This window comes from Streptococcus sp. HMSC064H09 (assembly GCF_001812625.1).
Classification (GTDB): domain Bacteria; phylum Bacillota; class Bacilli; order Lactobacillales; family Streptococcaceae; genus Streptococcus.
This window is the reverse complement of the sequence record NZ_KV809579.1, coordinates 40,371-54,140: the sequence shown is the minus strand read 5'-3', so window position 1 is coordinate 54,140 and position 13,770 is coordinate 40,371. Positions and strand designations below refer to the sequence as shown.

General features: G+C 40.2%; 14 protein-coding genes. All 14 read right to left on the bottom strand.

Annotation, left to right across the window (positions count from 1 at the left end; translation table 11 throughout):
• Positions 1-80 precede the first annotated feature (80 nt).
• Positions 81-554 (bottom strand): ECF transporter S component, encoded by a 474-nt coding sequence (locus tag HMPREF2867_RS05005; protein WP_070576157.1) that lies wholly within the window; start codon positions 552-554, stop codon positions 81-83.
• Positions 544-1,305, bottom strand: a complete 762-nt coding sequence (locus HMPREF2867_RS05000) for a bifunctional hydroxymethylpyrimidine kinase/phosphomethylpyrimidine kinase (RefSeq protein ID WP_070576154.1) — start codon at positions 1,303-1,305, stop codon at positions 544-546. Before HMPREF2867_RS05000 ends, HMPREF2867_RS05005 begins: the two co-directional genes overlap by 11 nt.
• Positions 1,298-2,044 (bottom strand): tRNA pseudouridine(38-40) synthase TruA, encoded by a 747-nt coding sequence (gene truA / locus HMPREF2867_RS04995; protein WP_070576151.1) that lies wholly within the window; start codon positions 2,042-2,044, stop codon positions 1,298-1,300. Before truA ends, HMPREF2867_RS05000 begins: the two co-directional genes overlap by 8 nt.
• A 106-nt stretch (positions 2,045-2,150) precedes the next feature.
• Complete coding sequence (gene dnaJ / locus HMPREF2867_RS04990; protein WP_070576148.1) at positions 2,151-3,284, bottom strand: molecular chaperone DnaJ; 1,134 nt, start codon at positions 3,282-3,284, stop codon at positions 2,151-2,153.
• A gap of 364 nt (positions 3,285-3,648) precedes the next feature.
• Positions 3,649-5,472 carry a molecular chaperone DnaK gene (gene dnaK / locus HMPREF2867_RS04985; RefSeq protein ID WP_002886397.1) on the bottom strand — a complete coding sequence of 608 codons (1,824 nt, stop codon included), beginning with the start codon at positions 5,470-5,472 and terminating at the stop codon, positions 3,649-3,651.
• An 84-nt stretch (positions 5,473-5,556) separates the two neighbouring features.
• Positions 5,557-6,081, bottom strand: coding sequence for a nucleotide exchange factor GrpE (gene grpE, locus HMPREF2867_RS04980; protein WP_037598025.1), 525 nt, complete (start codon positions 6,079-6,081; stop codon positions 5,557-5,559).
• Positions 6,082-6,119: 38 nt separating this feature from the next.
• Entirely contained in the window at positions 6,120-7,154 is a 1,035-nt protein-coding gene (gene hrcA / locus HMPREF2867_RS04975) for a heat-inducible transcriptional repressor HrcA (protein ID WP_004182170.1), read from the bottom strand.
• Positions 7,155-7,342: 188 nt separating this feature from the next.
• On the bottom strand, positions 7,343-7,927 hold the full coding sequence (locus HMPREF2867_RS04970; protein ID WP_037600237.1) for a glycoside hydrolase family 73 protein: 585 nt from the start codon (positions 7,925-7,927) through the stop codon (positions 7,343-7,345).
• Complete coding sequence (locus tag HMPREF2867_RS04965; protein ID WP_002889700.1) at positions 7,924-8,721, bottom strand: M15 family metallopeptidase; 798 nt, start codon at positions 8,719-8,721, stop codon at positions 7,924-7,926. The genes HMPREF2867_RS04970 and HMPREF2867_RS04965 overlap by 4 nt, the downstream gene beginning before the upstream one ends.
• The gene (locus tag HMPREF2867_RS04960; protein ID WP_070576145.1) at positions 8,708-9,412 is read right to left on the bottom strand and encodes a histidine phosphatase family protein; all 705 of its coding nucleotides are present in this window, start codon (positions 9,410-9,412) and stop codon (positions 8,708-8,710) included. Before HMPREF2867_RS04960 ends, HMPREF2867_RS04965 begins: the two co-directional genes overlap by 14 nt.
• 115 nt (positions 9,413-9,527) lie before the next feature.
• Complete coding sequence (locus HMPREF2867_RS04955) at positions 9,528-10,865, bottom strand: PFL family protein (protein ID WP_070576141.1); 1,338 nt, start codon at positions 10,863-10,865, stop codon at positions 9,528-9,530.
• 17 nt (positions 10,866-10,882) lie between these two features.
• A complete protein-coding gene (locus HMPREF2867_RS04950; RefSeq protein WP_002886390.1) occupies positions 10,883-11,149 on the bottom strand; it encodes an ACT domain-containing protein in 267 nt (88 codons plus the stop codon).
• Between the two features lie 322 nt (positions 11,150-11,471).
• Positions 11,472-12,689 (bottom strand): CapA family protein, encoded by a 1,218-nt coding sequence (locus HMPREF2867_RS04945; RefSeq protein ID WP_004182155.1) that lies wholly within the window; start codon positions 12,687-12,689, stop codon positions 11,472-11,474.
• Between the two features lie 164 nt (positions 12,690-12,853).
• Positions 12,854-13,690 (bottom strand): class B sortase, LPKTxAVK-specific, encoded by an 837-nt coding sequence (gene srtB, locus HMPREF2867_RS04940; RefSeq protein ID WP_004182180.1) that lies wholly within the window; start codon positions 13,688-13,690, stop codon positions 12,854-12,856.
• Positions 13,691-13,770: the final 80 nt, after the last annotated feature.

Sequence of the window (13,770 nt, the reverse complement as noted above, 5' to 3'; positions counted from 1 at the left end):
GTTTGTGGCAAGTCTGTTAAGACAACTTTTATATTCTAACACCCAATTTAGTTCTTGTCAATAGGGTTTTAGTAAATCTATTAACCTTTTTTAGATTGAACTTTTTTGAATCCTTGATACAATACCCATCCAACAACTACGCCAAGGGCATTCTGGCAGAAATTAGGAATTACTTCTGCGATTGAAGCTCCTGTTCCATACATAAATACTGAAGCAAGTGCATAGCCACCCACCATCACAACTGCTGCAATCAGAAGGCCTAGGATACGATAGTTCCCTTTTAAGCCAGCAAAATAACCTTGTGCACCATGGATTAACAAACTGATAAACATCCATTGCGGAGCAGATGATAGCAGATCTATCAGAAAAGCAGACAATCCGCCCACAATTGCCCCCTCTTTCTTCCCAAGATAGAAGGCTGTGAAGTAGATTCCCGCATCTACCAAGGTTAAGAGCCCTGTCGGAGTTGGAATTTTAGCTACGAATCCAAAGGTTACTGATAAAGCTGTTAAGATTGCTAATAATGTTAGCTCTTTTGTTTTCTTATTTTGCATATTGAACTACTCCAAATTCATTTGATTGTTTAATTGATTCAAAAACAAAGGCTTTAGCATTAGCTACAGCTTCAATTTCTGAACATCCTTTGACTAATTCACTAGCTATACTTGAAGCAAATGTACATCCTGCACCGGTATTGTTTTTATCCAACACAGCTTCTTCAAACAATTTGTAGTCTGCTCCATCATAAAAGACATCTATCGCTTTATTACCATCCAAGCGGTTTCCACCTTTGACAACGATAGTCTTAGCTCCTAATTCATTGAGATAGCTAGCCGCATGCTTCATATCATCAAGAGTCTTGACCTTTCTATCTATAAGCAGTTCGACTTCAGGTAAGTTCGGAGTGATAACCGTGATATAAGGGAAAAATTTAACCAATTCATCACGTAGTTGAGAAACTTCAACGTCATGAGTCTCCTTACATACTAAAACGGGATCCAAGACAATTGGAATATCAGAATGATTTTTAACAAAATCCAACGTTAATTCTGCGATCTCAACGTTAGGCAACAAGCCAATTTTAATTGCTGAGAAGGGGACATCTTTTAGTGAGTCAAGTTGTTGTTTAAAAACATTAGTATCAACCGGAATGACCTCAAAACCATTCTCAGTCATAGCTGTTAGACAGGTAAGAGCCACAAATCCATGCTGTTTATTTGTGGTAAATGTCGCTAAATCTGCATGAAGTCCGCCACCACTAAAAATATCATTCCCTGAAATCGCTAAAATCAATTCATCACTCATATCTTATCTCCTTCAAATATAACCCATTTCCTGCTGCTGTTGGTCCTGCAAGATTACGGTCACGACTTTCCAACACTGTCTTCACTTGTGAAACAGGCATGCGGCCATTGCCAATCTTTAACAAGGTACCCACCATATTTCTAACTTGCTTATAGAGAAAACCATTACCAGAAAAAGTAAAGATATAAAATCCAGTTTTCTCATCGATAGATACACTAGCCTGTGTAATTGTACGTTCTTTATTTTCTACAGAAGTTCCTGAAGCTGTGAAGCCTGTAAAATCATGTGTCCCGACCAAATCCTTAGCAGCCTCCTGCATAGGAGCTAAACTCAAAGGATAAGGATAGTGGGTGGCATAATTACGCATCATGGGGTTCTTAGGTCGCCCTGCATCTACTAGAAACTCATAAGTTTTACTGTGTTTATTGTATCGTGCATGGAATTCCTCCGATACAAGTTCGATACTAACAACATCAATGTCATCTGGACATTGCGTATCTAAACCGAAACGTAACTTCTCTGGATCTCGCTCCTGGGGCAAATCGAAGTGGACAACTTGTCCATAGGCATGAACACCTGCATCTGTCCGACCCGCCCCATGAACGGTGACAGGTGTACCGCTATTTAACCGTAAGAGAGTCTTTTCAAGCTCTTCTTGAATAGAACGTGCATTTGGTTGTCTTTGAAAACCTGAGAAAAGTGTACCATCATAGGAAATTGTCGCTTTGTATCTAACCATAGAATTATCATATCAGATTTTTTCAAGGATAAAAAGTAGGTCGATCACCAACTGACCCCATACAGATTTTTGTCATAAAGAAAAAGACGCATTAAGCGTCCTTCCTTTATAAATCTTCTAAAGCGTCTTTTACCTTGTTAAAGAAACCTTTTTTCTGTGGTACAATCTTTTCATCACCACTTGCTTTGGCGAATGCAAGGAGAGCTTCTTTTTGAGCATCATTTAGCTTCGTAGGAGTTACAATCTTAACTGTAACGTGTTGGTCTCCTTGTGAACCTCCACGAAGACGTGGAGCACCCTTTCCTTTTAGACGGAAAGTTTTGCCTGTTTGAGTTCCTGCTGGAATGGTCATCTCAACATTGCCATGAACTGTTGGTACTTCGACAGTGTCACCAAGAGCTGCTTGGACAAAAGAAATGTTAAGTGTATAGTAAATCGTTGATCCATCACGCGTAAATTTATCACTTGGATTAACATTGATGATTACAAAGAGATCTCCATAAGGTCCACCATTGAAACCAGCTTCACCTTGACCAGCAAGACGGATTTGTTGACCTGTTTCAACACCTGCTGGAATCTTAACAGATACTTTATGGCTTTGTTTTTCATGTCCTGTTCCATGACAAGTTTGACATGGCTCTTTAATTTCTTGACCTGTTCCATGACAAACATCACAGGTTACTTGACGACGCATCATACCAAGTGGTGTTTGCGTATCGACATTGATAACCCCTTGACCATGACAGCGACCACAAGTTACAGGGCTTGTTCCAGGTTTTGCACCAGATCCCGAACATGTCTTACATGTCGCTTCACGATTGTAGTGTACTTCTTTTTCGGCACCAAAAATCGCCTCTTCAAAGCTTAAGTTGACACGGTACTGAAGGTCATCACCTTGACGTGGAGCATTTGGGTTACGAGTAGCACCACCACCAAAGAAGCTAGAGAAGATATCCTCAAAACCACCAAAACCTGCACCACCATCGAAGCCACCAAAGCCTCCTTGACCACCAAAACCATTCGCACCATCTGGTCCATATTGGTCATAGGCTGCACGTTTTTGGTCATCACTTAGAGTTTCGTAGGCCTCTTGGACCTCTTTATATTTTTCTTCCGCACCTGGTTCTTTATTAATGTCTGGGTGGTATTTCTTAGACATCTTACGATAGGCACGTTTAATTTCATCTTGAGAGGCATCCTTAGATACCCCAAGACGATCGTAATATTCGGTATTGTTCATACAAGATACTAAGAGCGAACAGAAAGCGACTGAAATTTAGGAAACCGACAAGAAATCCTGATTTCTTAGGAGGTTTATCTAATTTCCAAGCTTTCCGCTCGTGTTCAATTTCTCGAACTCTCTCTGTTCCTTTCTATTTTATTTGTTACGATACGAAGCACAAATATATCTTATATTCACTTCACTTATTTTAGCGAAAAACAGAGGCTGGTTTGCAACCTCTGGATTTCTTACTATCATTTACTAATTAGTCAGAATTGAGCACGCCCTAACCTCTCGGTGAAAAAGAGAAATCTTCCTAGAAACTAAAGTTTCTGCGTCGAATCTCCTATTTTCACTGTGAGGTTTTAACGAGCTTTGCATCTTATTTTTCAGTAAACTCTCCGTCTACGACGTCGTCGCCTGAGTTATCTGCTGTTTGTGCACCTTCTGCTCCTGCTTGAGCTTGTTGTGCTGCTGCAGCTTGTTCGTAGAGTTTAACGGCAAGAGCTTGAGCTTTTTCGTTAAGAGCTTCCAATTTAGCCTTCATGTCATCAAGATTGCCTGATTCTTGAGCTTTCTTAAGGTCATCAAGGGCTGATTGAGCAGCATCACGTTCTGTGTCGAAGCCTTTACCTTCTGTTTCTTTGATTGTTTTTTCAGTGGCAAAGATAGCTTGGTCAACTTCGTTACGAAGATCTACTTCTTCTTTACGTTTTGCATCTGCTTCAGCATTTGCTTCAGCATCTTTCATCATCTTTTCAATTTCTTCATCTGTCAAACCAGAGTTAGATTGGATGACAATTGTTTGTTCTTTTTGAGTTCCAAGGTCTTTAGCTTTAACAGATACGATACCGTTCTTATCAATATCGAAAGTAACTTCGATTTGTGGGATACCACGAGGAGCAGCTGGGATATCAGTCAATTGGAAACGTCCAAGAGTCTTGTTATCTGCTGCCATTGGGCGTTCCCCTTGAAGAACGTGGATATCAACGGCTGGTTGGTTGTCTGCTGCAGTTGAGAAGACTTGTGATTTAGATGTTGGAATAGTAGTGTTGCGGTCGATGAGTTTTGTGAAGACTCCACCCATTGTTTCGATACCAAGTGACAATGGAGTTACGTCAAGAAGGACAACGTCTTTGACATCACCAGTAATAACACCACCTTGGATAGCAGCACCCATGGCAACTACTTCATCAGGGTTAACTGATTTGTTTGGTTCTTTACCAGTTTCAGCTTTAACAGCTTCTACAACGGCAGGGATACGAGTTGAACCACCGACAAGGATAACTTCGTCAATATCTGACAAGCTCAAACCTGCATCTGAAAGGGCTTGACGAACTGGAGTTTTCGTACGTTCTACAAGATCACGAGTCAAATCATCGAATTTCGCACGAGTCAATGTCATTTCCAAGTGAAGAGGTCCAGCCTCACCAGCAGTGATGAATGGCAAGCTGATTTGTGTTGAAGTGACACCAGAAAGGTCTTTCTTCGCTTTTTCAGCTGCGTCTTTCAAACGTTGAAGAGCCATCTTGTCTGTTGACAAGTCGATACCATTTTCTTTCTTGAACTCTTCAACCATGTGGTCGATGATTTTTTGGTCAAAGTCATCACCACCGAGTTTGTTATCCCCTGCAGTTGCCAATACGTCAAAGACACCGTCACCAAGTTCAAGGATAGATACGTCGAATGTACCACCACCAAGGTCGAATACCAAGATTTTTTCTTCTTTATCAGTCTTATCCAAACCATAAGCAAGAGCTGCTGCTGTTGGTTCGTTGACGATACGTTCTACTTCAAGACCAGCAATTTTACCAGCGTCTTTAGTTGCTTGACGTTGAGCATCGTTGAAGTAAGCAGGAACTGTGATAACTGCTTTAGTTACTTTTTCACCAAGGTAATCTTCAGCATAACCTTTCAAGTATTGAAGAATCATAGCTGAAATCTCTTGCGGTGTGTATTCTTTACCGTTTGCAGAAACTTTTTCAGAAGTACCCATCTTAGATTTGATAGAGATGATGGTATCTGGGTTTGTTACTGCTTGACGTTTTGCAGCGTCACCAACGATGATTTCACCATTTTTGAATGACACAACAGATGGAGTTGTGCGGTTTCCTTCTGGGTTTGCGATGATTTTTGATTCAGTTCCTTCAAGAACTGCTACTGCTGAGTTTGTTGTACCTAAGTCAATACCAATGATTTTAGACATATGTTTTTCCCCTTTTTACTTAATTTCTATTTTGCTTTTTTATCTTTCATTCATAGTTTTCTGTCATTTCGGACAAGTTTTCAATTAATTATATACAACTACCATAGCTGGGCGTAAGACGCGTTCGTGGAGTTTATACCCTTTTTGGAAAACTTGTGCAATCGTATCTGCTGGATGTTCATCATCTGCAGGCATTGTTTGAATAGCCATGTGGAAGTTATGATCGAAATCACCATCTGCTGGAATTTCTTCAATCCCTTCCTCTTTAAGAGCATGCACTAAACTTTCTTGCACCATTTCCAAACCTTTTTTGACATCATCAGTCAAGCCCTCAACGGCAAGAGCACGTTCAAGGTTATCAAGTGATGGCAAAATTGCTTTTGCCAAATCTTGGCTACGATACTTTTGTAATTGTTGACGTTCTTCATTAGAACGGCGCTGAATGTTTTGCATTTCTGCATGGGCACGAAGGTATTTGTTTTCAAATTCTTCGGCACGCGCTTGGGCTTCTTCAAGTTCAGAAGGTTCGCTTACTTCCTCTACAACTTCTTCAGTTGTCTCAGTAGCTTCCTCTTCTTTCACTTCTTCTTTTTTAATATCTTCAGTCAAGGCATACACCTCTTTCTATACTTTTTAAATGTTATATCTTAGCTAACTTCATAATGGTTACTATTGAGGTAACGGTAATAATCCGTCAACTTCATAACCAAAACTCTACTAATAACATTGACCAAACTAACCATGCGACGATAATCCATTTCAACTGGGCCAATCACATGCATGAGCGCCATCCCACGATAAGGAATCAGGAATTTATGACTCATAACTGTGACATTTTCAAGCGCTTCTTCAGTTGATTCTGCAACCGAAATCTTGGTCACTTCATCATCGGAGATAGCTGATCGAAGCTCAAGTGCCACATGTTGTGGATTGTCCAAAAATTGATAGGTTTTTAAGTCGGCATAAGTCAGTGATGCAACCTTACCTTCGATGAAAATCAATTCCTTAAAAAGTTGTGAAAAGATATAATCAAACAAATCTAGAACATTATCTGTTATCTTGAAATACTTCTGCACAATCTGAGGAATCTCTGTTCTCAATCGGTAATGGATATCTAAGACAGTGTTTCCCAAAAAACGTTCTTGAACAAGCTTATGAAGAATTTCCAAATCACTAGACAAGAAATTCTTTGGAATAGCAAACTGAACTGTCACAGGCTTAGATTCATCTAGAGTAAGAACCGCTAAAGCGTCGTGATTGGATAGATGAACAATGTCAAATCCAGTCAGACGTTGTCGTGTCGGTTCCACATCTTGAATCACTGCTGTGCATCCTGTCATTTCTGCCAGCAGCTTTGCCGCTGCATCCAAGATATCTTCAAGTTTAAAAGCTTCAAAGTCGAAAGCTTTAACCACTTGATAAACATCTTGTTCATCAATCGTATCAAGATTCAAAGAATTAGCGACGAAATACTGGAAACCTGCTCGGCTTGGCATACGCCCACTAGAAGTATGAGCTTTTTCAAGATAGCCCATCTTTTCTAGCTTGGCCATGTCATTACGAATGGTCGCTGAACTCGAATCAATTGATTCTTGTAACGCTTTAGAACCAACCGGTTCATGTGTACGAGTGAACATCTCAACTATCAAATTCAAAATAGTGTTTTGCCTTTGCGTAATCACGATGTCACCTCATTTCTATTTGTTAGCACTCTAATACGCCGACTGCTAACTTATGATTCTATTATACACCTAAACTTGAACATGTCAACCCAAAAAACCAAAAAATTAGCACTCTTTTTGAGAGAGTGCTAAAAATACATCTCAAGACCTAGAGAAGCAAAAAAGAGCACCTCCGAGGTACTCTAATCTTATCGATCATATTTTGACAAATGATAGGTCTCAATAATAGATATGAGGTGTTTGGCGTAATCTGGATCACTGCTAAAACCCGCAGCTTGTAGTTTTTCTGCCGCAACTTTATAACTAGTCGTTCCTGCCACCTCTTTATAGGTCGACTCGCCCCACGTTCCTTGGCGAAGTTCTTCTAAATAAGTCATCATAGAACTTGACCAATCCTTAAAAACTGCAAAATCCACCTTTTGGTATTGCCATTTCCCTTTACTGTAGATACTATCCTTTAAACGAATACGTTCTTGACCCGGCTGAGCTACCAGACTGTAGATGTTATGGTATTTAACAGATAAAAGACTGCTACCATAATTCGACTCATATGCAGCTTGGCTAAGGAGAATTGACGCTGGCACACCATAGTTTTTGGACATCTTTTGAGCTGTTGGAGCTAAGGTCTCAATAAACTCTTGCTGCGTGTAAGCAACCTTTACCGAACGAGCATTATCATCTGTAGAGGCATGAAGAATCAAAGGTAAGACAATACCTAAAGCGAAAACAGCAACTAAGGTTATGAAGGCTTTTAGTTTAAAACGTCGTCTCACTTAGCTTTCTCCTTTAATAATGCCAAATACTCCTCCAAAGTAAGATTATGTTCAGCCATATACTCTGCTGACTCTTTACCAACATAGCGGAAATGCCAATCCTCGTAACCTACACCAGTTGATGATGTTTTACCATCTGGAAAACGAAGAACAAAGCCATATTTCGGCGCCAACTCTTTAACTTTAGCTACTGTATCTGGATCTGCTTCATTTAAGCTATCTACAGTACTCATATCAATCGCAAGACCCGTCTGGTGTTCACTCGCTCCTGGTGGTTGTGAATAGGTTTGAACCTTTTTCTCCGCCTGAGACTCCGTCAAACTTGGGTCAGCAGCCATTTCCTGCTGAACATAACTGTTATAAAGTTCTGTCTGATAAGCAACACTACGATAACCGGATATCAAGTGATAACTTGGATCAATTTCTTGAGCAGCTGCTAAAAACTCCTTAACATTCTTAGCAATTCTCGCATCTACAGAAACACCATCGACATCAGCAATCTCAGGGTTAAGTTCTTTAGACTTATTATCTCGATTTACCAAAAGCAATTGCCAGTCTTTAGGCGATACATCAGGTAGTCCCTTTGCATCCTTGCTTCGAGTCGCATCGGTAGCTTGCTTACTACTTTTCATTACCGACGATCCATTGGTTTGTTGAACCGTACGACTGACACCAAATACAGAATAAAGTCCTGCTGCAACTAAAAGGACTGCAATCAAGACACTACTGATAACCAAAAACCAGTTGGTTTGCTTTTTCGCCTGACGGCGACTTGGATAGTTATTTTTTACCATTTTCTTTTTCTATTATCTCTCGCCCAACCTGACGATAAGTCATATCGCCAAGTGCTTCTAATGTAAATTTACCATTTTCATAAGCAACAACAGTAACCGAACCGTTGTCCAATGAAGGATGCTCGACAGAAGGATCAATTAACCAAGCAAAGGTTGCAATGGTCATACCGTGACTAACAACGATAGCATTACCACCACCAGACCTATCAAGATCCTCAGCAATAGCTGTAAACCCTTCTAAAATACGTTTTCTGAGCACTTCCCAAGACTCTGCCCAACCAGCCGTATCCACATCAAGGATACCTTGTGCAAGTTCAGGATAAGTTACCTCATGCAAATCCTTACCTTGAAAAGCATCTGTTCTCGGTAGCACACCGTAGAAAAGTTCACCATCATAGCCACCATCTAAACTACCAAAACACCACTCACGAATACGTTTGTCACGTTTATAGGGAATAGTTTCTAAACCCGTCTCACGCAAAATGATATCCATAGTTTGAATCGTTCGACCTGAATCACTAGAATATGCAGCTTTAAAAGGAATACCTGCTGCTTTCAGACCTACCCCCAATTCACGAATACCTTCTTCACCGAATGGGGTCAAAGGGCTATCAGACCAACCTTGTGCACGACCAATGGTGTTAAACATGGTTTTGCCGTGTCTTGCAATATACAACTTAACCTTACTCATAGTGCCCCTTCTTTCCGTCATTTTTGAATTCATTATAGCACAAATCCCCTCGACTATCTAGCCAGCGAGACCATCAGAAAATGCCTTACCAATTGGCAAAGCATTTATCATCCGTTTAGTTTTTAAAGCTGTGAACAGGAGCTGGGATTTGACCACCACGCGCAATGAAGTCAGCCGATGAAGCTTTGTTTACCTTCATTACCGGTGCATACCCAAGAAGACCTCCAAGTTCCAGCATGTCACCTTCCTTACCATAAGGAATAATACGAACAGCTGTTGTTTTCTGGTTAATAACACCGATAGCCGCTTCATCAGCAATCATGGCCGCGATTGTAGTATCTGGCGTATCAGCAGGAATAGCAATCATGTCTAGACCAACAGAACAGATGGCTGTCATAGCTTCCAATTTTTCAAGGTTGATATGACCAGATTTAACAGCCGCAATCATACCCTCATCTTCAGAAACTGGAATAAAGGCACCTGACAAACCACCAACTTGGTTACATGCCATGATACCACCTTTTTTAACTTGGTCATTAAGAAGGGCTAGAGCTGCAGTAGTACCATGTGTACCAACAACTTCAAGACCCATCGCTTCAAGGACACGGGCTACTGAATCACCAACTGCTGGTGTTGGCGCAAGAGACAAATCCACAATACCGAACTCGACACCAAGACGTTCACTGGCCATTTGACCAACCAACTGACCAACACGTGTGATTTTGAAGGCAGTCTTCTTAACTGTTTCAGCTAAAACATCGAAACTTTCGCCTGGAACTTTCTCAACTGCACGTTGCACAACACCAGGACCTGAAACCCCAACATTGATTACAACATCAGCCTCACCAACACCGTGGAAAGCACCTGCCATAAATGGATTATCTTCAACCGCATTGGCAAAGACAACCAATTTACCTGGACCCATTGGATCTGCCTGAGAAGCCTCTTTGATGATACGTCCCATGTCACGTACTGCTGTCATGTTAATACCGGTCTTTGTTGAACCAATGTTGACAGACGAACAGACAAAATCAGTCTCTGCAAGCGCACGTGGAATAGAATTAATAAGAATTTCATCACCTTTTTGGTAGCCCTTCTGAACGAGCGCAGAGAAACCACCAATAAAGTTCACGCCGATTTCCTTAGCTGCTCGGTCAAGCGCCTTCGCAAAAGGTACATAGTCTGTAGCATCTGTTGCCGCACCGATGATTGAGATCGGAGTAACAGACACACGTTTATTAACAATCGGAATACCAAGTTCAGCCGCAATCTCGTCACCAACAGCTACCAAATTCTTAGCCTTAGATACAATCTTGTTATAGACTTTTTCCGCCGCCTTATCGATATCTGAATCGATACAGTCTAGGAGTGAAATCCCCATGGTAATGGTACGAACATCAAAGTTCTGCTCCTCAATCATGGCAATGGTTTCTGTGACCTGTTTAATATCCATTTTAAGCTACTCCTATCTTACAAGTTGTGCATAGCATCAAAAATTGCTGAACTTTGGATGTTGATTTTAACGTTCAATGACTCACCAAAGGCTTCCAATTCAGCACGTAGGTGTGTAAAATCTTGTTTGTCTTCTGATGATACAACCGCCATCATGGTAAAGAATTCATCAAGAACTGTTTGAGAAATATCATCAATATTCAAGCCAAGTTCTGCCACCTTAGTCGCAACACCCGCAACAATACCTGATTTGTCCTTACCTACAACTGTAATAATCGCTTTCATGAGAAGCCTCCATCATTTTATTTTGTATAATTTTAGCATATTTTGATTAAAAATGCTATTTTTTATGAAATTTGCATATTTTTTCTTGAAAAAGACGAATGTTTCCGAGGAATTTAACTAATATCGTTTATAAAAATATCCTCTCTCTGACCCAACTACTTGTGGATAAACTTGTTCACAACCTAAATAATTTCCTTCTTTTTAAACCTTGAAAAATCAAGATTCAACACTATCAACAGACTTATCCACAGGTGTGGAAAAGTCTGTGGGTAACTTGTCGATAAACAAAAAAATATCGCCAAATTCAGGCGATATCTTAGCTTTATTTCCATTTTAAATTAACATGGGCATTCATTTCTTTATAAGCAGTATCTATACGCTCTTTGGTTTCTTCATCTAGTTTATTTCTATATTTACCACCTTTAATGAAATCCTCTAAAATATAAGTTTGGTAAGTATACAAAGGGTATCCCTCTGGCGAACTCGTTCCTTTAGGCGTACGGTTAACCCAAGTCGGATGTGCTTGAGCAGTCTTAATCGTGGTTTGACCATTCTTTTTCTCAAGGGTGACATCCATTAAGACACCCCTCTCTGTCCACTCTGCGCTATCCACACCATCCATTGTCTCTATACGTTGGTTAGAAATGAAATTCCCCATTGAGTAAATAATAAGTTTTTGCTGTCCATCTTTTTTAACCACCTCAGAAGGCTCTACCACATGAGGATGACCTCCAAAGATAATATCAGCACCCCAATCAATCATCTTATGATAGAGTTTAACCTGTTCATCTGTCGGTTCCAAACGATATTCAACACCCATCTGAGGCATGATAACCGTGATATCTGCTTCTTTTTCGGCACGCTGAATCTCGGCTTTCATACGTTTTTCATCCAAATTCGATAAGTGGTCTGCAACCTCTTTATCCGTCAAGTTCGACTCTAGACCATTGTAACCATAAGCATAGGAAAGTATTGCAACTTTGATACCATTAACATTCTTGATGAGCAGTGGCGCCTTGTCTCGCACCGGCTTTTCGTAAACACCAATAGGATCAATTCCCACTTTTTTAAAAGCATCAGCCGTTGTAAAAGCTCCCTCTAAGCCAGAATCCAAGATATGATTATGAGCCAAATCCATAACATCATAGCCAGCATCCTTGATAGCTGCTGTCACTGATTGAGGAGCATTAAACAGAGGATAGCCTGACAAAGGATAATCAGGGTTAATCGTTCCCTCAAAATCACCCAAGACCAAATCAGCCTGCTGTAACCACGGCTTCACATAAGTAAAATTCTCCGTGAAATCATAGCTACCATCTGACTGAAGGGCACTCATATAGAGACCGTCATGATAGAGCAAGTCCCCATTAGCCATGATACGTGCTGTCTGTACCTGGTTCGAGGCATTCTTTTGCTGTTCGTTCTTACTATGAACAATTAAAATCTCAAGAAAAAGCAAACCTAAGACGAGAGCAATCAACCCCATCAAAATCTTATTAGTCATCGCATTGTCACGCTTTTTAGCCTGGCTCTGTTTCATAATACTCTCCTTTTTCATACTTCTAGTGTACCAAAAAAACTTATCCATTGATGATAAAAAAGATTAATAAACGGTTACATCTCAATTCCATGACGATTGAAAGCATCTGTTTTCTTAGACAAGATAAAAACTCTACTTCATACGAAGTAGAGTTCTGTTAATAATTAACGTGTTGGTGTGTATTCCAAATCTTTACCATGTTTAGCTACAAAATCAGACATTTCAGAGTCTGGAATTTGACGCAAGTAGAGATTAGCACGAATCGTTTCATCTTCCTCACGACAAGTCGAAAGAACGAGGTATTTATCCGAAGCATTAACCTTCAAATCCTTGTTTTTAACACTTGCTTGATCATAGATGATATCCAACTGTTGTTTAAAGTCTTTATCACTTTCAAATGATGTACGATAGAAAGCTGTGTCTTCAGGCACAATTACCATAGCAAGTGCTTCATAATAATACTTACGTTGAGGCGTCTCAATAACAACATATTTGTGTTTATCAAAGAACGACTGATCACTATAGTAGTTAACATCGTTGAACATACGACTATCAGCAACCTTACTTCCTCGAGCATGACCGAAGAGCCAAGTCAAACGATCGCTGAAATCTTTCTTATTGTCTGTATCCATGAAGACCGTTCCCAAATATGGAACGTTTCCTCCATCAAATGTTTTATCTAAGTAGGTTGAATTGTCCGTTGTTTGAACAACTGGCTCATCCAATTTAGTCCCTGGTGCATAGACATAAGCGATAGTATCAGGGTTTGTCGCCTCAAGACCATCAAATTTATTTTTGAGGTAGGCTTTCTCCTCATCTGAAACTTTATAAGTGTTTGCTTTTTTAGTCGTTAAAACACTCTTAACACCATTAGAGGACGATGCTGTCGGAGACATAAACTGGAAGCCAAGGAAGATAGCCAAAGCAGCAATGACTAAGGCTGAAATCCCAGCAATCAGTTTTTTGCGAGATCCAGTAGATTTACGATTATGATTACTCATGAAATGTCAAATCCTTTTCTTTATCCATAGAAAAATATCACCGAAGCTCTAGCCCCAGTGATATTCTTTTTAGCAATAGC